19 protein-coding genes are annotated in these 23204 nt (G+C 56.9%); 14 read left to right on the forward strand and 5 right to left on the reverse strand.

Annotated elements, in window-relative coordinates; translation table 11 throughout:
* The first annotated feature begins 235 nt into the window (after positions 1 to 235).
* The 4 genes from J8E65_RS08050 (at position 236) to J8E65_RS08065 (ending at position 6472) form a co-directional block, all read left to right on the forward strand.
* On the forward strand, positions 236 to 613 hold the full coding sequence (locus tag J8E65_RS08050; RefSeq protein WP_210375242.1) for a hypothetical protein: 378 nt from the start codon (positions 236 to 238) through the stop codon (positions 611 to 613).
* Between the two features lie 150 nt (positions 614 to 763).
* Positions 764 to 4165 (forward strand): preprotein translocase subunit SecA, encoded by a 3402-nt coding sequence (gene secA / locus J8E65_RS08055; protein ID WP_210375243.1) that lies wholly within the window; start codon positions 764 to 766, stop codon positions 4163 to 4165.
* 26 nt (positions 4166 to 4191) lie between these two features.
* Positions 4192 to 5928: a DNA repair protein RecN gene (gene recN / locus J8E65_RS08060; protein WP_210375244.1), complete on the forward strand. Its 1737-nt coding sequence runs from the start codon at positions 4192 to 4194 to the stop codon at positions 5926 to 5928.
* Between the two features lie 13 nt (positions 5929 to 5941).
* A complete protein-coding gene (locus tag J8E65_RS08065) occupies positions 5942 to 6472 on the forward strand; it encodes a GAF domain-containing protein (RefSeq protein WP_210375245.1) in 531 nt (176 codons plus the stop codon).
* Positions 6473 to 6474: 2 nt separating this feature from the next.
* Here J8E65_RS08065 and J8E65_RS08070 read toward each other — a convergent pair whose 3' ends face one another.
* Together J8E65_RS08070 and J8E65_RS08075 are read right to left on the reverse strand one after the other, a co-directional pair.
* Positions 6475 to 7674 (reverse strand): GumC family protein, encoded by a 1200-nt coding sequence (locus tag J8E65_RS08070; protein ID WP_210375246.1) that lies wholly within the window; start codon positions 7672 to 7674, stop codon positions 6475 to 6477.
* Positions 7655 to 9301, reverse strand: coding sequence for a polysaccharide biosynthesis/export family protein (locus J8E65_RS08075; RefSeq protein ID WP_210375247.1), 1647 nt, complete (start codon positions 9299 to 9301; stop codon positions 7655 to 7657). Before J8E65_RS08075 ends, J8E65_RS08070 begins: the two co-directional genes overlap by 20 nt.
* Positions 9302 to 9508: 207 nt before the next feature.
* On the opposite strand from J8E65_RS08075, the gene ispE reads away from it, so the two are divergent.
* The 4 genes from ispE (at position 9509) to J8E65_RS08095 (ending at position 13060) form a co-directional block, all read left to right on the forward strand.
* On the forward strand, positions 9509 to 10411 hold the full coding sequence (gene ispE, locus J8E65_RS08080; protein WP_210375248.1) for a 4-(cytidine 5'-diphospho)-2-C-methyl-D-erythritol kinase: 903 nt from the start codon (positions 9509 to 9511) through the stop codon (positions 10409 to 10411).
* The gene (gene xth / locus J8E65_RS08085) at positions 10408 to 11175 is read left to right on the forward strand and encodes an exodeoxyribonuclease III (protein ID WP_210375249.1); all 768 of its coding nucleotides are present in this window, start codon (positions 10408 to 10410) and stop codon (positions 11173 to 11175) included. Before ispE ends, xth begins: the two co-directional genes overlap by 4 nt.
* Before the next feature lie 91 nt (positions 11176 to 11266).
* Entirely contained in the window at positions 11267 to 11716 is a 450-nt protein-coding gene (locus J8E65_RS08090) for a ferritin-like domain-containing protein (RefSeq protein WP_210375250.1), read from the forward strand.
* Positions 11717 to 11725: 9 nt separating this feature from the next.
* Positions 11726 to 13060 carry a flavin monoamine oxidase family protein gene (locus tag J8E65_RS08095; RefSeq protein ID WP_210375251.1) on the forward strand — a complete coding sequence of 445 codons (1335 nt, stop codon included), beginning with the start codon at positions 11726 to 11728 and terminating at the stop codon, positions 13058 to 13060.
* Here the strand turns inward: J8E65_RS08095 and J8E65_RS08100 are convergent.
* Positions 13044 to 13565 carry a hypothetical protein gene (locus J8E65_RS08100; RefSeq protein WP_210375252.1) on the reverse strand — a complete coding sequence of 174 codons (522 nt, stop codon included), beginning with the start codon at positions 13563 to 13565 and terminating at the stop codon, positions 13044 to 13046. The genes J8E65_RS08095 and J8E65_RS08100 overlap by 17 nt on opposite strands.
* A 6-nt stretch (positions 13566 to 13571) precedes the next feature.
* Positions 13572 to 14489, reverse strand: a complete 918-nt coding sequence (locus J8E65_RS08105) for an RsmB/NOP family class I SAM-dependent RNA methyltransferase (protein ID WP_210375253.1) — start codon at positions 14487 to 14489, stop codon at positions 13572 to 13574.
* 283 nt (positions 14490 to 14772) lie between these two features.
* On the opposite strand from J8E65_RS08105, the gene J8E65_RS08110 reads away from it, so the two are divergent.
* From J8E65_RS08110 to J8E65_RS08135, 6 genes are all read left to right on the forward strand, one after another.
* Positions 14773 to 15375 (forward strand): RNA polymerase sigma-70 factor, encoded by a 603-nt coding sequence (locus J8E65_RS08110; protein ID WP_210375254.1) that lies wholly within the window; start codon positions 14773 to 14775, stop codon positions 15373 to 15375.
* A gap of 55 nt (positions 15376 to 15430) precedes the next feature.
* Positions 15431 to 15730 carry a DUF4880 domain-containing protein gene (locus tag J8E65_RS08115; RefSeq protein ID WP_210375255.1) on the forward strand — a complete coding sequence of 100 codons (300 nt, stop codon included), beginning with the start codon at positions 15431 to 15433 and terminating at the stop codon, positions 15728 to 15730.
* Positions 15731 to 15864: 134 nt separating this feature from the next.
* Positions 15865 to 17709, forward strand: coding sequence for a glycoside hydrolase family 3 protein (locus tag J8E65_RS08120; RefSeq protein WP_210375448.1), 1845 nt, complete (start codon positions 15865 to 15867; stop codon positions 17707 to 17709).
* Positions 17710 to 17848: 139 nt separating this feature from the next.
* Positions 17849 to 20023 (forward strand): glycoside hydrolase family 130 protein, encoded by a 2175-nt coding sequence (locus tag J8E65_RS08125; protein ID WP_341481750.1) that lies wholly within the window; start codon positions 17849 to 17851, stop codon positions 20021 to 20023.
* A gap of 8 nt (positions 20024 to 20031) precedes the next feature.
* Entirely contained in the window at positions 20032 to 21063 is a 1032-nt protein-coding gene (locus J8E65_RS08130; RefSeq protein ID WP_210375256.1) for a glycosyltransferase family 4 protein, read from the forward strand.
* A gap of 143 nt (positions 21064 to 21206) precedes the next feature.
* The gene (locus J8E65_RS08135) at positions 21207 to 21893 is read left to right on the forward strand and encodes an SDR family NAD(P)-dependent oxidoreductase (protein ID WP_210375257.1); all 687 of its coding nucleotides are present in this window, start codon (positions 21207 to 21209) and stop codon (positions 21891 to 21893) included.
* 15 nt (positions 21894 to 21908) lie between these two features.
* Here the strand turns inward: J8E65_RS08135 and J8E65_RS08140 are convergent, their stop codons facing one another.
* The gene (locus tag J8E65_RS08140) at positions 21909 to 23150 is read right to left on the reverse strand and encodes a saccharopine dehydrogenase family protein (RefSeq protein WP_237181784.1); all 1242 of its coding nucleotides are present in this window, start codon (positions 23148 to 23150) and stop codon (positions 21909 to 21911) included.
* Positions 23151 to 23204 lie beyond the last annotated feature (54 nt).

The raw sequence follows: 23204 nt of genomic DNA on the forward strand, positions 1-23204 counted from the left end.
CAAAGACGGGCGCGGAGCACAGGTGTTCTACTCCTGGTTTTTTGAAGGCCCGGGTGCCCCCGCCTAATGGATGCCGATTGACGCACCAAATCCGTTGGTTTGTTTGCGCCCTAACCTGCTAATGCACTGCTGAGCAGCTGCTCAAGAAAAATGCCCCTTGGCAGGTGGGGTAGGGACCTATTTGGGCGTAACTTCATACAAGACTTTAGCTTCCTAAAACACTTTGGGAATACCCATGCGCTGGATTTTGGGTTGCGGACTCGTCTTGCTCCTAAGCGGGTGTCGGGGCATGGGCGCATTGCAGGAGCCCGAAGCTGGTATGAAGGTTTGGCAAAGCGATACGCCATGGGGCCAGGTCACGGTGCGTCAGGTGCGCAGCACGCAAGGGTTGTGCACGTTTCGGGAAGTAACTTTGCATCGGCAGGTGGGGCTGTACGTGGATGGGCGGCCGACGTTTGTGCGGGCTACGGACTATTTGTGTGACGATACGTTTGACGACTGGCGGTTTCGCTCGGTTGTCGAAGAGCAGCGGGCAAGCCGGTGGGATCTTTCGGGCCTACTGCTGCACCTCATGTACAGTACCTTGCCCATCGAGGAGCACACGCGTTGGTAAGCAAGGAGCAGGCTTTCGGTCCAAAGTGCATGTAAGCCGCACGCCTAGTCGGCGGCAAGGGAACGGACTGCACCGCAGGGCGTGAGAGTGCCGGTACCTAAATGCGTCCAATCGCCCTTGAGCCTATAGTTGTAGCGAGCAAAGCTTACCATGTTTGATTTTTTTAAGCGGTTTTTAGGAGACCGCAACGAGCGTGAGCTGAGGAAACTGTGGCCGATTGTTCATCAGGTCAACGCCTACGCTGAGCAGTTTAAGGCCTTAACTGACGAGGAGCTGCGCGCCAAAACCGATGAGTTTAAGCGGCGCATCCGGGAAGCTGTTGCCGACATTGAGGCACGCAAGGCAGAGATTGAGGCCCAACTGCGGGGCGAGATGCCCGATATGAGCGGTGACGGCCACGTTGAAGCGCTTTTGCCAGAGGAGCGGGAGCGCCTCTACGACGAACTCGACGAGCTAGAAAAGGAATGGCTGGAGCGCGTTGAGCACACGCTAGATGAGCTGCTTCCCGAAGCCTTTGCTGTCGTCAAAGAAGCTTGCCGCCGTTTACTGGGCAAGGAGTGGATGGCTGGCGGGCAAAAGATCGTCTGGGATATGGTGCCCTTCGACGTGCAAATCCTGGGCGGCATTGTGCTCCATCAAGGCAAAATTGCTGAAATGAAGACGGGCGAGGGCAAAACGCTGGTAGCTGTTATGCCCGTCTATCTCAACGCGCTGGCCGGTCGAGGGGTGCATGTGGTGACGGTCAACCCCTATTTGGCGCAACGCGATGCAGAGTGGATGGGGCCAATTTATGAGTTCTTGGGATTGACGGTCGATGTTATCGACAAATACGAACCCCACTCCGAAGGCCGCCGCCGTGCCTACCAAGCGGATATCACCTATGGCACCAACAGCGAGTTTGGCTTCGACTACCTGCGCGACCACTCGTTTGTGATTGATCCCGACCAGCTCGTGCAGCGCGGGCATCATTATGCCATTGTCGACGAAGTCGACTCGGTGCTTATCGATGAAGCCCGCACCCCCCTGATTATCTCCGGCCCTGTGCCCCAATCGGGGGACGAACGTTTCACTGAACTTAAGCCCGTCATCGAGAAGCTTGTCTATTTGCAGCAGCGGCTCGTGGCGCAGCTTGTGGCTGAAGCTGAACAAAAGCTTAAAGAGCGGGACGAGGCCGAAGCTGCTGGCGACCGCAAACGGGCTGCAGCCCTTGAGGAAGAGGCAGGACTGGCCTTGCTGCGGGTAGCGCGAGGCTTCCCACGCAATAAGCGCTTTATGAAGCTCAAAGCCGAGCCGGGCGTGGGAACGCTCTTGCAACGTACCGAGGCCTTCTATTTGCAAGAAAATGCCAAAAACATGCCGTTCGTGGACGAAGTGCTCTACTTCGCCCTCGACGAGAAAAACCATACCATTGAACTCACCGAAAAAGGCCTCGACGAGATTGCCCGTATTGCCGGTCAGGACCGCGACATGTTTGTGCTGCCCGACTTGGGTGAGGAGACGGCCCGCATCGAACAAGAATACCAGCAAAAACTGCAGCAGCTTGAAACGGAACTAGCACAGCGCTCTGACCTTTCCGAAGAAAAGCGCTTAAACAAACTGGAAAACGATCGTCGCCTGCTGCGCAAAGAGCTGGAAGAGAAAAAACGTGAACTCTACAATCGCTATGCCGAGCGGGCCGAGCGCTTGCATGCAGTTGAGCAACTTTTGCGTGCCTACACCCTCTACGAAAAAGACGTCGAGTACATTGTTCAGGACGGTAAGGTCCTCATTGTCGACGAACATACAGGCCGCGTGCTGCCAGGTCGTCGCTACTCTGATGGATTGCATCAGGCCATTGAAGCAAAAGAGGGCGTCAAAGTCCAGGCAGCTACGCAGACCTACGCCACCATTACGCTCCAGAACTACTTCCGCATGTACCACAAGCTGGCCGGCATGACGGGTACAGCCATTACCGAAGCGGAGGAGTTTTACAAAATTTATAAGCTCGACGTCATCGTCATTCCTACGCACAAGCCGGTCATTCGCGTTGACCACGAAGACCTCGTCTTCCGCACCAAGCGGGAGAAATACAACGCGGTGATCGAAAAAATTAAAGCATACCACAAAAAAGGCCAGCCCGTGCTGGTAGGCACGACCTCGGTTGAAGTGTCGGAGATGCTCAGCCGCATGCTTAAGCGTGAGGGCATCCCGCACAACGTGCTTAATGCCCGCCGTGACCGCGCCAAACAGGAGGCGCTTATCGTAGCGCAGGCTGGCCAGCGGGGTGCAGTGACGATCGCGACAAACATGGCCGGCCGCGGGACCGACATTAAGCTGGGTCCGGGCGTTAAGGAACTGGGCGGCTTGGCCATTATCGGTACCGAACGGCACGAAAGCCGGCGAATCGATCTGCAGCTGCGCGGTCGTGCCGGTCGCCAGGGCGACCCCGGAGAAAGCCAGTTTTACGTCTCGCTCGAAGATGACCTGATGCGGCTTTTCGGCTCAGAGCGCATTGCCCGCATCATGGATCGGCTCAAAATGGAAGAAGGAGAGGTCATTACGCACCCCTGGGTGACCAAGAGCATCGAGCGAGCTCAGAAAAAGGTCGAGCAAAACAACTTTGCCATTCGCAAGCGACAGCTAGAGTTCGACGACGTGCTCGACGCGCAGCGTCGCGTAATCTACGGCCGCCGCCGCCATGCCCTTACGGGAGAACGAACCAGCCACGACGTGCTCGAAATGCTGCGCGACGTGGTTACACAAATTGTTGAGCGTCACTACAAAGAGGCCGACCTTGAGGCGATGCGCGAGGAGGTGCTGCGCACACTAGCTTTTGATTACGAAATTGACCGCGAAACGTTCGCACGCCTAGGCGAAGATGGCGTGACGGATCACCTCTACCAAGCAGCACTGGACTTTTACCGTCGCAAGCGAGAGATGCTGGCGCAGCCTTTTTATGAGCGGCTGCAGGCGTTTCTCAACCAAGATGGACTGGAACACACCCCCGAGCGCGTGGTGGTCGACTTTACCGATGGCCGCCGCATTCTGCGCGCAGTGGCCCGCGTCGACGAAGCGCTGCGCACACGTGGTCAGGAGATCAACAATGCGCTAGAGCGGGTAGCCCTGTTGCATTTTATCGACGAGCACTGGACCGAGCACTTGCGCGAGCTCGATGAACTCAAAGAAGGCATCAACCTTCGGGCCTTTGGCCAGCGCGACCCCCTGGTCGAATACAAGGTTGAAGGTTTTCGCCTTTTCCAACAGACGCTCGACAAGATCAACCGCGATACGATCTCGTTCATCTTTCGGGCCGGACCGCTGGTTGAAACGCGGCCCGCAGTGCCTGCCGCTCGTACGCGACGACTGGATCCTTCCCGGGCTCACGTTCAGCACGCAAGCGTTGACTCCTACGGGGTAAAGATCGGTAGCCCTCAGGCAGTGCCTGCACCAGCGCGGCAGGACCCTACGGCCAAAGAGCAACCTGTCGTAGTGGGCGAAAAAATCGGACGCAACGACCCTTGCCCCTGTGGTAGCGGTAAAAAATACAAGCATTGCCACGGGCGCAATCGCTAAGCCTTAGGCTGAACGCTTCGCCAGCCATGCTGCGCACGCTCTACATCCGCGACTACGCCCTTATTGAAGAACTGGAGGTGGAGTTCGGCAGCGGGCTAAACATTCTGACCGGTGAGACCGGTGCAGGCAAATCGATTCTGATCGGCGCGTTGAAGATGATTCTTGGCGAGCGCGCCGATACCGACATGATCCGCAGTGGCGCCCGAAAAGCGATTGTCGAAGGGATTTTTGACGAAGCCGATACGCCTCGTCTAAAGGCGCTGCTTGAGGCCAATGCCATTGAGCCTCTGCCGCAGCTTATCGTGCGGCGTGAAATCATGGCAGGCCAGAGCCGAGCCTTTATCAACGATACGCCGGCTTCTGTACAGCTCCTGCGCGATGTGGCCGCCTTGCTGATCGACCTGCACGGCCAGCACGAACACCAAAGCCTGCTGCGCACGGAAACGCACCTAGAACTGCTCGACAACTTTGGCAGCCTGGGCGGCTTGCGCGAAACCTACCAGCGGCACTACGAAACAGTTGCGCGCCTAATGCGCGAGCGTGAAGCCCTCATGGCCCGCCGGCGGGAGCTGCAGGAGCAAAAAGAGCGCTACGCCTTCGAAATCGAAGAAATCGATCGCGTGCGACCCCAAGAAGGCGAAGAGGAAGCCTTGGAAGCCGAGCTGCGCATCTTGGAAAACGCGGAGCACCTCTACGAAGCCACAGCCCGGCTTTATGAAATGCTCTATGAGTCAGAAAATGCCGTCCACGACCAGCTGGTGCTAGCCCGCAATGAGCTGCAAGATTTGGTGCGCATCGACCGCAGCTTTGAGGAGGCCTTGGAGGAGATCCGCTCGGCGCAGATCAGCGTGGCCGAGATTGCTAAGTTTCTGCAGGATTACAACGCCCGCATCGAGTTTAATCCCGAGCGGCTTGAAGCCATTCGGTCGCGGCTGGTCGAGCTGGAGCTGCTGAAGCGCAAGTATGGTGGAACGCTCGAGGCGGTGTTGGCCCATCGCGCTGAAATCGGCCGTCAATATGCACTGGCAGTGGATTTCGAAGGAGCACTGGAACGGTTAGACCAGCAGCTCGGGGAAGCACTGCAGAACCTCGCTGCAGCTGCCCAGCGACTTTCGGTTAAGCGGCATGAAGTGGCTGAGCGTATCGAGCGTGCTATCGAAGCTGAACTGGCCGTGCTGGGCATGCCAGCTGCACAGTTTGAAGTGCGGTTTACGCGTCGCGCAGATCCTGAAGGCTGGATCATGTTGCCTGTGCCTGGCCGCGAGCCCGAACGTTATGCGGCCTTTGCGACCGGCATGGATCAGGTCGAGTTTTACCTCACGACCAACCCTGGCGAGCCGCTTCGACCTCTTGTACGGGTGGCTTCAGGCGGCGAGGTCAGTCGCATCATGCTGGCCCTGAAAACGATTCTGGCTAAAAGCGACCGCCTGCCCATTCTGGTGTTCGACGAAATCGATACCGGCATCTCGGGCGCCATTGCGCATCGGGTTGGTGAGCGGTTGCACGAGCTGGCCAATTATCATCAGATTATTGCCATTACCCACCTACCCCAGATTGCTGCCTTTGGCGACGTGCACTTTTTGGTCGAGAAAATCCTCGAGGCAGGTCGGGCCAAGACGCGCATTCGGCGGCTGTCAGACGAAGAGCGAGCGCATCAGGTTGCGGCGCTTATGAGCGGGGCAGCAGTGACCGAAGCTGCCTTAGAAAGCGCACGTGAGCTCATCCGCCAGGTGGCTCCCCGAGAACCGCAGCGAACCGTTTAAATCCATAGCGCTTATGGCTGAAGTACAGTTTATACACCCTCCGTTAACGCTGGGCGCACCTGAAATCGAACGCACCCAACATTACGAGGCGGTGCTGGCCTATATCGATGCGTTGCTTGAAGGGGAAACGGACTGGATAGCAGCCATGGCTACCGTAGCCTGTGCGCTCCATCACGCTTTCGATTACTATCACTGGACGGGTTTTTACCGGGCTGTTTCGGACGATCTGCTTATTTTGGGACCCTATCAGGGCCCGCAGGGCTGCCTGCGCATTCCGTTCAGCCGAGGTGTATGCGGTGCTGCAGCGCGTACGCGGCGTACCCAGCTGGTGCCCGACGTGCGCCGCTTTCCCGATCACATTGCTTGTTCGGCAACGACGCAGTCGGAGATTGTTGTCCCTGTACTTACACCCGAAGGTCGCCTCCTAGCTGTGCTGGATGTGGACTCCAATTACCTGAGCGCTTTCGACGAAGTTGACCAGCACTATTTGGAGCGGCTTTGCGCTGACTTGGGCCGGCGTTTTGCCGCTTCTCCACAGCGATGATGCTAAGGGGATGACTGTGACTGACGGGTTGGCATCGTAAGGACATAGTGGTCAAACAGTGGGCGTTGCGCTTGCCACCAGGCGCGCGCCAAGAGCACAAGCACACTCAGCGCAAAGGCAGCCAGCGTGATTCCAATAACCAAAAGCGTGCGTGGAGGCCAGGCCTTTCGAACAGGGGGAACGGCAGGATCAATCACCTGCACTGCTTCGACGCGGCGTTCTTCCTCAAAGCGTGCTTGCTCATACAGCGGAGCAAGCACTTCAAGAATGCGGGTTTGCAAGACCCGTTCGCGTTCCAACTCAAGGTACTGCCGCAGTGCAGCAGGGATTTCGCGCTGCGGCACAGGCAGCAACCGTTCTTGGCCTGCTAATGCCTGGCGATAGCGCGCTTCGGCCGCACGCCGCATTTCGGCCAGCAGCTGTACCTGGGGATTTTCATCGCCCAGCTGGCTGCGGAGCGCTTCATACCGCATCTCGGTCTCCAAAGCCTGCGCGCGCAGCGCCGCCATGTATTCTAAAAGTCCCCGCGTTTGCGCCTCTACATTGAAAAGGCCGTACTTTTCCTGAAAGCGCTGCTGGGCATCGAGCACCGAGTCGAGCCGGGCCAAAGCTTCATAGTAACGGCGCTCAACGTACTGGCGGTAGCGGGTGGCGTTTTCGGTCAGCAGCTGGGCATTGATACGGTTGAGCTCAGCTACCATAAAGTTGGCCATGTCGGCTGCTCGCTTAGGATCGCGATCCATGACCGAGATTTCCAGATACTCAAAGTCGCGATCGACATCAAAGGACGTGTTGTCACGCAGCTCGCGAAGGGCTGCTTCACGAGGATGTTTTTCCCGCTCTAGCTTGTAGACCGCAATCAGGTTGAACTGATCCACGACCCGCTCGTGCAGGCTACGACTGGTCAGGATGCTGAGATAGCGGTTATAATCCCGCGTACTGCTTCCCAAGAAACTGCCCAGAGCGCCCGGAAGGTCGCGCAAAAGTTGTGAAGCCAAAGGAGAAAACGCGGTGCCTGCAGGGGGAAGCACGCGGGCGCTAGCCCGGTACCAGTTGGGGAGCAAAAGGGCCAAGATGACGGCACCAATGGCTGCCGTGAGGGTTACGCCCAACAGCAGCTTACGGGCTGCATAGAGCGTACGCAGCGCTTCCCAGGTGCGCAAATTCGACGTAGCAGCACCGTCAGCGGGTGATGGCGGCATAGGCAGTGATGATTCCAGCAATGGTGGCAAAGGTGGAAAGAATCACCTGGGCCGTTTGCATGCGACTTTGGCGACGTGAAGCCTGCTCTTCCAAGACCAGACGCGCCATTTCTGGCGTATCAGGAGCAGGCTGGGCATCCACAAAGATCACATCGCCCGAAGCCACCGGGGTCTGCAGCCCCTCGCGTACACGCCCGGTGGCTGTATTAAACACATAAATACCGCGTGGACGCGGACCAGGTCCTCCTGCTTCCGAAACATAGTAACGGGCAGACTGGCCAGGTACGTACGGAACGTAACCCGGCCGAGGCACATGCCCTACAACCAGCACACTGTTGCGGTCTTCTGGAAAATAAACGCGATCCCCATCAAAGAGCCGCGTATTCGGTCCACGTCCCGCCCAAGCATTTTCCAAATCCACAAGCAGCCATCGTTGTTGCAAATTTTGGGCTAAAGATATCTTAGCAAAAACATCCAAATTGCTCGCTTGGCTGGGAAGCCAGCTTACCGCATTGGTGTCTCCTGCTGAGACCATGGGCGGATACGCGGGGCCGCGTTCGATATAAGCAAAGCGTTGGGTTGCCTTTGGGGCTAGTCCACCTGCCATCGCAATGAGCTCAGCTAGCGTGGTTTGGCCATGGACAATCGGATAGGAGCCAGGATAGCGTACAGCACCTGTAACCAAGACATAAGGCTGGCGATGTACCAAAAACTGAACGTGATCTCCAGGCCTGAGCTGTGGTGCACGAGCGGGATCTGCCAGCAAATCAGCAATCGCAAACTCCTGAACCATAACCTGCACGCTATCTGAGCCAGCCACAGGCCGGCTTAGCCGAACGCGGTCGAATCGGGTTAGTCCTTCCTGGCCTGCAGCCAATAGCAACACGTCTAGGAGCGTGTCGCCTGCACGATAGTCATACAGACCAGGATAGGGGACTTCGCCAAAAACAAACACCACATCCCGGTTCGTGTGAAACGCAGGGACCTCCACTACGTCGCCATCGGTCAAGTAAGGGTTCTGCGAAAGGTCTCCTATCGCATAGTAGCGCACCAAGTCTAGGTGTTCGGTTTCCCCGTTGCGGTGATGCAGGCGTACGTTTCGTAAAGAAGGTTGATAGAAGGCATGCAGCGCTGTACGTGCCGAACCAATGGCTGCAGCGTTTTCTCCTTTTTCTTCCTCTTCAGGCAAACGAGGTGAAGTAAAGGCTTGCTGCAGAATATCACTAACGCGGGCAGTAGCAGAAGCGAGAAAGCGCCCTGGCACCGGTACGGCACCAGTCACATGCACATAAAACGTGCGAGGGCGGCTCAGCGTCACCTCGACCGGCACATTGCGATAGTACGCCTTAAGCAAGCTTTGCGCAGCTTCTTGCACCTCGGCCAGTATGCGCTCGCTTGCGTTTAGCGCCCCAGCTTCTGGGATGACCAGACTGCCGGTAGCCGATACTTCTACGGTGAAGGTTTGGGGTGGCGTGCTCCCGATGGTCACCATAAACTGATCGCCAGGGCCTACCCGATAACGATGCGGATCGATGGGGCCTTCGAGCGCGAGTGCCGAAGGGGTCCCAGGCGGCTCAAGACGACGTAATAGTTCAACGGAAACCGGCTCCGCTTGCCTGGCAGGCATGCCTAAGTTTTGAGCGGCTGCCGTCCCTAAAAACCCTCCTAGCAATGCAAAGACTACCCAAGTGCCGTAACGATGCATCGTCCGTACCCTCAAACTGGTGTGGAAGGCGAGAAAACAAAATTGTAGCAAACTTGGCCGATAGGCGTCAGATCAAAGGCAAGGCATTAGTACTTTAACCCTTAATCAGAACAAAGCTACGATAAAGTTGTGTCGTTTTGCAACGTGCAGGAGCCAACCTCAAAGGCAGTACTGACGGAAGTAGCTCAGGCAAAAATCAACCTGGGCTTGCGTGTGCTCCGGCGGCGTTCGGATGGCTACCATGACATTGAGACGGTCTTATTGCGTATTCCTTGGGGCGACCAGGTCCACGCAGCCCCCGATACGTCTTTTGCGTTTACGTGTTCGGATCCTTTGCTTCCAACCGATGCCCGAAACCTGTGCGTGCGCGCTGCCTACGGCTTGGCTGAATGGTTGCAACGCCGGCCTTGGGGACGGTTGCACCTGGAAAAGTATGTGCCTTATGGCGCTGGGCTAGGCAGCGGCTCTAGCGATGCTGCTGCTACGCTACGGGTTCTTAGTCGTCTCTGGGGGGTGCGTCTCGGGTCGGAAGCCTTGCAGCGTCTTGCTGCCTCTTTGGGCTCAGATGTACCATTTTTTTTGTGGCCTCAGCCAGTTGCTTTGGCTACAGGGCGTGGCGAAGTGCTGCATCCACTCCCGGATTTCCACTTTCCTTACTACTTGGTGGTGGTAGTCCCTTCCCTGCAAGTGGCTACAGCCGAAGCCTACCGGCTAGTGCAGCCTCGAGAACGCCCCAGCCCTCCACTGGTCGAAGTGGTGCGGTCAAATGATCCTGAACGCTGGCAGCGCGAGCTGATCAATGATTTTGAGCTGCCTGTGTTCAGCCGTTATCCTGAACTGCAAGCTCTGAAATGTTGGCTCCTGGAGGCAGGTGCCGTTTATGGCGCACTTTCAGGCTCTGGAGCAGCCCTGTTTGGCGTCTTTACCGATCTAAAACGTGCGGAAGCCGCGGCTTGCGAAGCCGCGCAGCGTGGACTGCGGAGCTGGTATGGCCAACCCGAAACTTCCACCCAATCCTGCACCGCAATATGAGGGTCGCTACCTGGAACGTGAATTCCATACGGGCCCGATTGGAACGGGTGCTGTCCTGGATAGACCGCACGCAGCCTGATGTGGTCTGCTTGCAAGAGACCAAAGTGATCGATGACGACTTCCCCGAAGATCCATTCCGCGAGCGAGGCTACGAGCTGGCCCTCTTCGGCCAAAAAACCTATAACGGTGTGGCTATTTTGAGTCGGCTGCCGCTGAGCGAGGTGCGCCGCGGGCTTAATGGTGAAAGCGAAGCCCGTTTTCTTCAGGCCCGTTGTGGGAAGCAGCTTGTGGTGTGCAGCGTCTACGTCCCCAATGGCGGTAGCGTAGGCTCCGAAGCTTGGCATTACAAACTGGCCTGGCTTGATCGGCTTTGCGCTTACCTGGCCATGCAGGCGAGCTCAGAGGCGCTATGGCTCCTGGCTGGCGACTTCAACGTAGCGCCCGAAGCCCGTGATGTTGCTTTTCCCGAGGCCTGGGCCGACTCGGTGCTCTTCCATGAGGACGTTCGAAAAGCTTTTCGTCGTTTGCTGGACTGGGGGCTAGTCGATCTCATTCGCCAACACTACGAAGGCCCAGGACCTTATACCTGGTGGGACTATCGTGGCCTGGCTTTTCCTAAAGGTGACGGTTTGCGCATCGACCACCTGCTGGCTACGCCTCCGCTAGCTGCGCTTTGCACGGCTGCCGGTGTGCATCGAGAAGAGCGTAAAGGCCCTAAACCCTCGGACCACGCTCCCGTATGGGCTGAATTCCAGGGCCTGTAATCTTTCCAGGACTGTCACAGCCCGACTGCAAACCTTACACGCCCACAGGCATACCATAAAGCAGGTGGTACCTAAACCAGAAAGCAAACTTATGGAAACGAAAGTCAAAGAAGTTACCCGCGAGCAGCTTATTCGGGGGCTCAACGAAGACCTGGCTCATGAATACCAGGCAGTGCTGATGTATGCGACCTATGCGGCCATGACAAGCGGCATCCACCGGCCGCTGCTCAAGCAGTTCTTCGAAGCCGAAATTCCTGAAGAGCTACGCCATGCCCAGTTTTTGGCCAATAAAATCACGGCCCTAGGAGGGATCCCCACCACTAAGCCGGCCCAGGTGACGCTGCAAGAAACCAACCGAGCTATGCTAGAGGAAGTGCTACGGGCTGAGACCGAGACCATCGCACGCTATGTGCAGCGTCGCCAGCAGGCTGAGGCTTTTGGCGACTACGGATTGGCCAACGATCTGGATGAGATTATCAGCGATGAAACCCGTCATAAGGAAGAGGTCGAAAAACTCTTGCGGGGCATGAACGAGCACTAACAGGGCGTTATGCGTCGCAAACCAGCCTGGGATGTAATTGTGGTGGGCGCAGGGATGGCTGGCCTTGCGGCTGCCGAGGCCTTAGGAAGGACAGGACTGCGCCTATTGCTCCTGGAGGCCCGTGAGCGCATCGGGGGTCGGGTGTATACCTATGCGGACGCGACGCTGCCCGTCCCCATTGAACTGGGGGCAGAGTTCGTTCATGGCCGTCCTGAGGTAACGCTGCGCTTGATGCAGCAGGCAGGTATTCCCTTGCTGCGCGTTCCAGAAGCGCACGCTGTGTGGCTTGAAGGCCAGCTATCGGTTGTTCATTTTCTGGAAACGCTGCAGCCATTTCTTCGCCAACTACCTCCTGCAGAGGCTTCTGATGAAGCCGTAGCTGCTTTTTGGCAGCGCGTGCTGACAGACGCGCTGCCCCCTTCCACACGCGCGCTGGCACGTATTATCGCCGAAGGCTTTGAAGCTGCCGATCCAGGGCAACTCAGCCTCCAGGCACTGGCTGCTATGTGGCGCTTGCGGGACGGCGAAGCCTTCGATTATCCCCAGTTTCGTCCATTAGGCGGCTATGGTCGCCTAGCACGTTGGCTTTACCGTAGGGTGGCAGCCTCAGCAGCCTGCATGCTCCAAACCCGTGTGACTGAGGTGCACTGGGAGCCAGGTCACGTGATTGTTCATGCCCTCCAGCTGGGTAAGCTGCGGCGCTTTGAGGCCCGGGCACTAGTGCTTACTGTCCCACTCCCTCTCCTACAGGGCGAAGGGCCGGCAGCGCTGCACTTGGAACCAGCGCTGCCTTCGGCCTGGAGGACGGCTTTGCAGCAGCTGGGCATGGGTGCTGCCGTGCGCGTGACGCTTTGTTTCCGTGAGTTGTTTTGGGAGCAAAAGCCTTTATTTCGAGAGCTAAGCTTTGTACACGCGCCAGACGAACCATTTACCACCATCTGGCAACCAGCCCCCTTGCGACTGCCCATCTTGATGGCCTGGGCCGGAGGGCCCGCAGCACAGCGATTGGCTGAGCTGTCTATGGAAGAAATCATTGCAGAAGCCTTGCATACCATCGGCCGTCTGTATGGCCTACGGGATCCCTGGCGCTATCTGGTTACTGCACGAGGGTACAATTGGCAACGTGACCCGTTTGCCGGAGGAGCCTATAGCTTTGTGCGTCCAGGAGGATTAGGGGCCCGTGCGATGCTGAGCCGTCCAGTGCATCACACCCTCTTTCTTGCAGGGGAGGCGACCGACGAGGATGAAGCTGCTACAGTGGCCGGCGCGTTGCAGAGCGGCTACCGAGCCGCAACCCAGGTCCAGCAAGCCCTGCAGGGTCGTGCCCTTACAACCGCAGCTTAAACGTACCAGGGTCCCGGGCCCAGGCTTTAGGCACCAGGCTTTCTACGCGCCCGCCCTCAGCTTCCGGAAAAAGAAACCCTACACCCAGCGTCTGACCACGATAGCGCACAAGGACATAGCCCCGCCCAGTACACCGATCGAGCTGCTCTGGGCGGGCCCAAAAGTCGCGACGGGTCAAAAAGGCTTCCGCCTGTGCCACTTCAGCCTCAATGATATTGCGCGTAGCCGCATGTCCAAATTGGAGAGCTGCAGCCATAGATAGCTTGGGGATTTGTCCATAAATGCGCAAAAATGGTAGCCCAATCGTGCGCGGACGCGGATGGCTCGGTGGCTGATGGTCGGGGGTAACTAAATACAGTTTTTTCCGTCCTGGGCGCACTACCACATAACCGGCAAACGTATCCGGCGGGATGCCAAAGCGCGCTTCTAGATATTCAAGCTGCGGCTTTGGATCGACGATCGCAACAGCGCGGGCCAATGCAGGAGAAACAATGGGTTTTGACATAAGCCTTCAGGCGATACGCTCCAGCACCACCACAAAAAATCCTCCAGTATCGTTTAAGTGCGGCCAGACGCGCAGCGCGTGTTGAAGCGATGGATGGTAGCGTCTGCCGTTCCATTCTGTTATCCCTTCCGCAACGCGAAAACCTTCCACACGGACTGGCACTACCCGAAGCCGATCTCCCCAGTCGCGCAGCACGGCATCAACCACCTGTTCGTTTTCTTCAGGTGCAAAAGTGCACGTGGCATACACAATGCGACCGCCAGGACGACATAACGCCACGGCCCGATGCAGCAGTGCCTGTTGCTGAACGCAGAGCTCTGGACTGCCGGCAAAGCCGTCCGCTACCGTTGGATCCTTACGATAATTCCCTTCGCAGGAGCAAGGCACGTCGACCAGGACTCGGTCAAACGGACCACTTTCTAAAGGAAAAGTAGCCCCATCGTGCAGCGTCGTGCTAACGTTGAGTAAACCCAGCCGCTCGATGGTTCCGGAAAGCTGCCGCAGCCGCAACGGATGGCGGTCGTTAGCGACCACCGTGCCTCGGTTTTCCATGCGCACCGCAATCTGGGCTGTTTTTCCCCCAGGTGCAGCGCATAAGTCCAGTACACGCTCTCCAGGCTGGGGATCCAGCAACAGAACAGGCAAAAGCGATACTTCTTCCTGGACATGAAAGTGTCCCAAGACGTACGCTAGGCAGTTGCCCGGCGCTGCTTCAGGCGCCAGACGGAAGGCATCAGAGCGCCAGCGAAGCGGTACCGGCCGCAGGCCTTCTGCCTCAAGCTCAACCGCAAGCTGTGCAGGCGTTAGGCGCAACGTGTTCGTCCACGCACACACCGGAAGCGGTCGGTGCAAGGCATCCACAAATGCTTCCCAATCATCCACGATCGGCTGGTAGCGGCGTAACACCTCAGGCACGTAGAACATATCGCACACTTCCCTATAGGGAAAAAACCAGTCGCGATAAACAGGCTGACAATCGCTTTGTTCACTACACGACGTTTAGAACGCTAAAATGAACGGTTTCCACATTGTGCAATTTTTTAGATAATTGAACTGATTCAGTTGATGCATCTCTACATTGAGCCAAGGAGACAAGAAAAGGGATTGCTTATTGTTGTAGAACATAATACATTTGAACCCCACATGAAGCGAGAAGGACGTTGAATTTATTGATATGAAATAAAGCGATTCAAAATTTTTAAAATCCATGTCTGTCGAAGCTTTGTCAATAAAATCTTCCCTATCGCTGTTAAGTGCGCGTGAGCGGGAATGGATTCGGCGCATTCGGCAGGGAGATGGTGAAGCCTATGCCTGCATGTTTCGCTGCTACTACAGTGCGCTTTGCCGCTTTGCGCTTAGTATGTTGGACGAAGAAGAGGCCGCGCATGAGGTCGTACAGGAAGTTTTCTTGCGCATTTGGGAACGCCGCCATCTCTGGCAGCCAACCTATTCGCTGCGGCTGTATCTTTACCAAGCCGTTCGTAACGAAGCCTTAAACTACCGGCGGCGTCGAGCGCTGATCCAGCGCTATCAAGTTTCATGGGAAGCGGTTCCTTTGGCAACTGAACCTACAGCCCCTACGGTACCTGACGAGGCGCTTCAGGCGCAGGAGTTCTACCAGGCCCTTCAACAGGCCATTGCTAGTTTGCCTGAGCGGCGACGTTTGACCTTTCTCTTACATCGGGAGCATGGGTTTACGTATGCCGAGATCGCAAAAATCATGGGAGTTTCGCCTAAAACCGTCAGCAACCAGCTGGCCGAAGCCGTAAAATTTCTGCGCATACAGCTGGCCCGCTTTCAGGTCCAGTAGGGCAGGGTAGCAGCTGTTGTGTCTCTTTAGGTGTAAGGCTAACCGATAAGCTGTAGTGGAAAGGCCGCTTAGCTGGCAAAACCTGGTGGACTGTTTGGCAGGCGAGGCCCCTGACAAGCTGCAACAGCGGGTGCAGCAGTGGCGATTGGCTGATCCTCGGCACGAGGCTGTGTGGCAAGCTTTGCAGCAACTTTGGGAGGCCACGGCTGTTGCGACCTCACCCAATCCAGCGATGCTGGAGCAACGCTGGCAGGAATTGCTACGCAAAATGCGACAGCGTGGCCTGCCACTGCCAGGTAGTGAACCGTCGCCCACTAAAAAACCTTGCAAAGGCTGCGATGCGCAAGGCAGTTGATCTTGCACCGAAAGCATGTATTTAATAAAATCATTTGAGGAGCTTATCCTTGCCAGCCAGATGGTTTGTGTAGGGAGGCCAGCTGGATGGATACCCCTCGGGCGTCCCTGCTCACCTAACCCTAAACGGCAATGATGCGTCTACACTTCCTAAGCTATCTTATGCTTATACTTTTGGCGGCCGCCTGTCGGCAAGCAACGCCGCCTGCATCCGACACGACGTTTGCGCCGCTTTCTCATTACGATACGCAAGCGCGAGCGCTCCTGGCTCAAATGACCTTAGAAGAAAAAATCGGCCAGATGATTCAGGCCGAGCAGGCATTTTTGCAGGAGCCGGCAGACATTCAGACCTATTACCTGGGTTCTATTCTCAGCGGAGGAAACTCTGATCCTGCTGCAGGGAACAGTCTCCAAGCTTGGACAGAAGTTTACGACAGCCTGCAAGCTATTGCCCTGCGCACGCGCTTAGGCATTCCGTTGCTTTACGGCATCGATGCTGTGCATGGCCACAGCAACGTCGAAGGTGCGGTGATTTTCCCACACAATATTGGCCTGGGTTGCACGCGCGATCCGAAGCTTGTCGAAGAAGTGCATCGCATCACGGCTATCGAAATGCGTGCTACAGGCATTCATTGGAATTTTGCACCCTGCATTGCGGTGGCCCGTGACGAGCGCTGGGGACGCACCTACGAAAGCTTTTCGGAAAATCCAGAACTTGTCGCCGAGCTGGGTGCTGCTGCTGTACGTGGGTTGCAACATGGGGGTCTGCGTAACCCCTTGGCGGTGCTGGCAACCGCTAAGCATTTTGCAGGCGATGGCGGCACTACCTTCGGTACCGGTGGCCCTCAAGGGGCACTATTGGACCAAGGCGACACGCGGCTGGACGAAGCAACGTTTCGGCAGCTCCACGTACGTCCTTACCTTGACGCCATTCGCGCGGGCGTAGGCGCTATTATGGTGTCCTATAATAGCTGGAATGGCGTTAAAATGACGGGCCACCGGTACATGCTCACCGAGGTGCTGAAAAATGAACTAGGCTTCGAAGGCATTGTCATTTCCGACTACAATGCGATCGATCAGGTCCACCCAGACTACAAAACCGCTATTGAGCTTTCGATCAATGCCGGTATCGATATGGCCATGGTGCCCACCCGCTACCGGGAGTTCTTTCGCTTGTTGAAAGAACTCGTCGAAGAGGGACGGGTGCCTATGGAACGCATTGACGATGCCGTGCTGCGCATTTTGCGGGTTAAGTATGCTATGGGACTGATGGACGGCGAGCGGGCTGTTTTTGCTGATCGTAGCCTTTGGGCTCAGTTTGGCTCGGCCGAGCATCGGGCGCTAGCCCGGGAGGCCGTGCGTAAATCGCTCGTTTTGTTGAAAAACGAAAACCGCACCCTGCCCCTGGCCAAAAACTTGCCTCGTATTCATGTGGCTGGACTCCACGCCGACAACTTGGGCTACCAGTGTGGCGGCTGGACAATCGACTGGCAGGGTGGCAGCGGGCGCATCACCGAAGGCACAACCATTCTGGAAGCAATCCGAAAAGCCGTCGCCCCAGGCACCCAGGTCACATATACTGAAGACGGCAGTGGGGCACAAGGGGCTAGTGTAGCGATTGCGGTCATTGGAGAGCGCCCGTATGCCGAATTTCTCGGCGACCGCTCCGACCTGTCGCTGGATCCGGACGACGTAGCTGTCGTGCGTCGGCTTAAAGCAGCTGGTGTGCCTGTCGTGGTTGTGCTGATCTCTGGTCGGCCCATGATTATTAACGACGTGCTTGAGTTGGCCGATGCGTTTGTGGCAGCTTGGCTACCTGGCACCGAAGGCGACGGCGTGGCCGACGTGCTTTTTGGCGATTATGCGCCTACGGGCAAGTTGTCGTTTAGCTGGCCACGCAGCATGCATCAAATCCCAATCAATGTGGGTGACGAGCCCTATGAACCGCTCTTCCCCTACGGCTATGGCTTGACCTACTAAGACCCCAAGCCAGGGTTGGTTGGCACCATGGGGCTAGGCCAAAAGACCTAGCCCCTTTTTAGTGCAACCACCTTGTAAAAACGCACCAGATGCGGCTTGTGGGCGGAACCTGCAAAGGGCTTAAGGCGATGGCTGGCCGGTGTCTGTATCTATTCAGACTGCACTCATGGCGCTTTTGCAACGCACAGCTCATCCTATCCTGAGCCCCCGTCCGGAGCTACCCTGGGCTTCAGGAGCTGTCTTTAACCCCAGCGCTTGGTACGACGGTACCCGCGTGCATCTGGTCTTCCAAGCGGTTACCGCAGGCTACCGGCATTCCCCACTGCCGAACGCCCAAAACAACCTGCTGGCTTATGACTTTACCCCATCGGTGCTGGGCTATGCCACCAGCACCGACGGACTGCATTTTACCTGGCGCGAAGTGCCTCTTTTGGAGCCTAGCGAAGCATCTGACCGTTACGGTCTGGAAGAGCCACGCGTTACCTTTCTAGAAGGGCGCTACTGGATTACGTACACCGTACGCAGCACCCTAGGCCCTGGAGCTGAAGACGGCGTGCACATCGGCATGGCCTCGACCATAGACTTTGAACGTTTAGAAAAACACGGCATCATAGGACCTCCAGGGCACAGCAAAGGCGCTGTGCTGTTCCCACGCCGCCTTGGCGGAAAGATTGCCTTGCTACATCATATCGAACCCGATATTCAAATCGTTTACTTTCAGGACTGGGAGCAGCTGCTGCAATATGCGGTGTATGTTTGGACTGAACACCTGGCCGATATCGACGAGCATGTGGTTTTGCGCCCTGCACGCCTATGGGAACGTCAAAAAATCGTTGCCGGTGCACCGCCCCTGGAAACACCTGAAGGCTGGTTGCTTCTCTACTGCGGTGTAGACGAAACGTACACCTATCGGGCAGGGGCTGCCTTGCTCGACCTTGACGATCCGCAGCGCACAATTGCACGTACGCGCGTGCCTCTACTTGAACCCGAATTGCCGTTTGAGCGTGAAGGAGTTTCCCCCGGAGGTGCTGTAGTGATCGAAGACCGCTTGCACGTCTACTATAGTGCCGCCAATAAAATGGTAGGACATGCCGCAGCGCCGCTGCGAGACGTGGTCGACTTTGTGCTGGAAGAGCAGCGGCGCAGCTGGTCTATGCCACGGGTGTACATGCTGTCTACCCAAGGGGGGCAAGCAGCAATGCGTACCCTGGCCCAACCTGTACCGGTGACTGTTGAGCGGTTGCATGGGGGACAACCCGTGCTGGAGCCTTTACCGCAGCATCCTTGGGAATCGCGCGTAGTGCTCAATCCAGCAGCTGTGCTCGTTGAAGCTGGCCCAGAGCTTGAACAGCTGATGCACGCCTGGGAGCTGAGTGCGGCGCAGCGCGAGCGATTGCGCCAAGCAGGGGGGGCCTGCGTTATGATTTACCGGGCACAGGGGGCCGAAGGGCTGCCTCGAGGCCATGCCCCATCGTCACTCGGATTGGCTGTACTGACGCCCACCCTGGAGCTTGTGCAGCGTTGGCCCGAGCCTATCATCCGCCCCGATGCCGTCTTCCAAGACCTCGGTGCCGAAGATGCCCGATGCACCCGCGTAGGCGACACCTACTACCTTTTTTACACAGGCTATACCACCGAAAACCCGCGCTTCCCGTCGTTTTTGGGGCGTGTGCATATTTGTTTGGCCACGACAAAAGATTTTATCCACTGGGAGCTTCACGGGCCCATCCCAGGTGATGTCAACGCAGTAGACAATAAAAATGCTGCTTTGCTGCCTGAACCGGTCGATGGCCAGTGGCTACTCCTGCACCGACCGCTTTACGGGCCACATCCTATGGCCATTCACCTGGCCGAAGCCGACCGGCCCGAAGGCCCCTTCCGCAGTCGCGGCCTGTTTATGGCGAGCTACCGCTATCGCGAGTTCGCACTTTCCTGGATCGGTGCTGGTGGTCCCCCCATCGCTTTGGACAAGCGGCGCTTCTTAATGATTTACCACCAAGGGCATCTCGACTGGGAGGGGCATCGCGAGTACGACTTAGCCGCAGCGCTGCTGGATTTCAACCGGCCTGATCCTGTTGTAGCCCGCCTAGAGCCGCTCATGCGGCCTACAGGAGATCAGGAAAAAGTAGGTGACCCACTCCTGGGCGTCGACAATGTGCTGTTTGCTTGTGCTAACTACCGATGGGGTCCGGACCTGATCATTCCTTATGCTGCTGCCGACAGCCGAATCTTCGGAGCACGCGTTTCTTTTGACGCCTTGCTTGAGGCCCTCATGCGCATGACCACGACAGAAGCAACAACGCCTAAATCATAGGAAGCACGATGCGGATTGCGATGCTGGCACCGATTGCCTGGCGCGTACCGCCTCGGCATTACGGACCCTGGGAGCAAGTGGTATGGCTGCTTACTGAAGGACTAGTCGAACGCGGGCTCGATGTGACGCTTTTTGCAACGGCCGATGCGCAAACGCGCGCCCGTTTGATTGCTGTTTGCCCCCGCCCCTATGAAGAGGATCCCACCCTAGATGTCAAAGTTTGGGAATGCCTCCATATCAGTGAAGTCTTTGAACGCGCTGAGGCATTTGATCTCATCCATAACCACTTCGACTTTCTGCCGCTCACCTATAGCGGTCTGGTACGTACACCTGTGCTTACCACAATTCATGGATTTTCTTCGGAGCGCATTCTGCCCGTTTATCGCAAATACAACGGCCAGACCTATTACGTTGCGATCAGCCATGCCGATCGACATCCCGATTTGGACTATGTAGCAACCGTCTATCATGGTATCGACCTGGAGGCTTTTACGTTGCGTACTGAACCAGGTACCTATCTGTTATTTTTGGGACGGATTCATCCCGACAAAGGCACGCGTGAGGCCATCGAGGTGGCACTCCAAAGCGGAATGCCGCTCAAAATCGCCGGCATTATTCAAGATCGGGCCTATTTTGCGCAGGAAGTAGCTCCTTTTATCGATGGCCAACAAATCCAATATCTGGGCCCTGTAGGGCCTCAAGAGCGGGATGTGCTTTTAGGCGGGGCCTATGCATTGGTGCACCTTATTAACTTCAACGAGCCGTTTGGCCTTAGCGTGGTCGAAGCGATGGCTTGCGGCACCCCCGTGCTGGCACGGCCGCGTGGTGCCATGCCTGAAATTGTGCGCGATGGTCAAACGGGCGTGCTGGTGCAGACCGTAGCGGAGGCTGTAGAAGCCCTGCCGCGCCTAGGACAGCTTGACCGGGCACAGATTCGGGCCTACGTGGCATCTCGCTTTAGCCGCGAGCGCATGGTAGAGGATTACCTGCGTGTTTACCAGGAAGTGCTGGATCGGCACCGCGCCCGCCAGGCCGCTTGAACTTTTAGCTGCCAGAGCTTTTGCCTAGTTGGACACGTTTGCTCCCTGCGATGCAGGCGCGCTTTTAGTGTATATTTTCTAATCTGTACGTTGATTGCATTTGACCTTGCAAGGAAGCTGCTGCTTGAATCCAACCTCAAGTTATGAACGAGCACATAGCGGGTAAGGTGGTTGTGGTGACCGGTGCAGCGGGGCGTCTGGGACAACGCGTGCTGCACCGTTTTGCCCGGGAAGGCGCACGATTGGCCGCCGTAGTGCATTCTGCCGAACAAGCCCGTCGGTTTCAGCTACCAGAGCAAGCTGAAGGGGCGGTCTTCTATGCCGACCTGACCCACGAGGCCCAAGTTGTCGCTTGCTTTGACCAAATTCAGGATCGGTTTGGCCAAGTCAATGTGCTCATCCATGCCGTAGGCGCCTGGGCCGAGCGGCCGCTACGAGAGCTTACGCTAAATGAATGGCATGCGCTGCTAGGGGCGAATCTGACCTCAACGTTTTTATGCTTTCGGGAGGCTGCGCGCCTCATGCAAGGGCAAGGGGGACGCCTAATTGCTTTTGCGGCCATGCAAGGCGTTGACCGCGGACGGGCACGCCAGGCAGCTTACTCGGCAGCCAAAGGCGGATTGGTGCGCTTGGTTGAGGCGCTTGGCGCTGAGCTGGGATCTCAGGGCATTACCGTGCATGCCATTGCCCCCTCGGTCATTCATTACGGCGAAGAAAAACCCACCACCGGCATTGCAGCCGATCAGCTTGTAGAGCTGTGCCTTTGGCTGTGTTCACCACATGCGGCTGCACTCAACGGCACAACCCTGCGCGCCTACGGCAGTCTTTAACAAAGCGTATGTATTCTATTGGGAAGAGGCCGATGGTGTCTTGGTACGGGTTGCTGCAGTTTTATTGGTTACAGATGCGGCTTGGGTAGGCTCGGGGTGGGTAACGTCCACGTAACCCTCGAACCAACGGTGCGTGAGGGGTAAGCCTTGCTCGATCAAAAGCTGATAAAAACGCTGGCGAGGCACGACCTGCTCTGGAGGTAGGGCACCACCTCCTCGGACCTCTCCCGAAGCGATCATCAGCGCTACTAAAGCCGTGGGCAGGCTGGTACAACGCTTCATGGCACTGACCTGCTGCGTCTGGTCGTAGCGATCGACCATCTCATAAAGCAGCGTATGCGGCTTGCCCTGCCGTTTGCCGTGGATGGCCACGCGAAGCAGCACCGCGTCTTCATAATGGCCCCCTAGCCGCTGTCGCATGCGCCGAACAAGCACGTCGCGATAGGTTAAGTGTGTGCGTACGTCAATATTGCGCGGCTCGCCAAACCCTAACTCTAGCACAAACCGCATCTGACTGGCATGGCAAGGCCAGCGAATGCTTTTGTAATCAAGCACGCGTACTTTCCCAGCCAGTTGCTCAGCCAATGTAGAGAGTCCGCCCGCGGTGTAAAAAGCTTCCATTTCCCCAAACGGCTCCTCGAAACGAATGCGTTCTAGGCCGGTAAGCGGTGCCTCGACGTGCAGCTGCCCGTCACGAATCAGCTGAACCGGGTTGGTATAATCCTCGATCACCTTTTCGGCTGACCAAGAGATGCGAAAGTTAAACGGCTGAGGGTTGAGCGGCACATCGCCTACGCGTAGGTAGGCCGCTTCTACTTCGTCGAACTGCTCTAAGCCATGCAGGCACAAGATGTTGACTAGGCCAGGCGCCAGTCCACAGCTGGGAACAATCCAGACAGCACGTTTGACAGCCTGATCGTGCAGGGCCAACTCCTGGCGTACGATCTGATCGTTACCGCCCATATCACAAAAATGAACCCCTAGCCTTAGACAAAGCTGGGCCAGTGACGGGTTCAGCTGGGGAGGCGCTGCGCTAATGACCACTTGGCTCCCCTGCAGGATCGGCTCCAGCACACCGTAGTCACGGGCATCAATCTGGAACGAGCGCAACTTGCTGGTTTGCAAACGGTCGTGCAGCAGCTGCAGGTTGCGTGCGCGCGCGTCGCACACCTGCACTTGGGTTACTTGAGGATGATTTACCAAAAAGGAAGCAATCGACGAGCCGATCGCTCCGGCTCCAATAATGGTCAGACGCATAGCAGGTCGGGCAAAATGGCGTGCAGTAGCAACAGCCTCACTTGGCATCCCGAA

This window comes from Rhodothermus bifroesti (assembly GCF_017908595.1).
Lineage (GTDB): Bacteria > Bacteroidota > Rhodothermia > Rhodothermales > Rhodothermaceae > Rhodothermus > Rhodothermus bifroesti.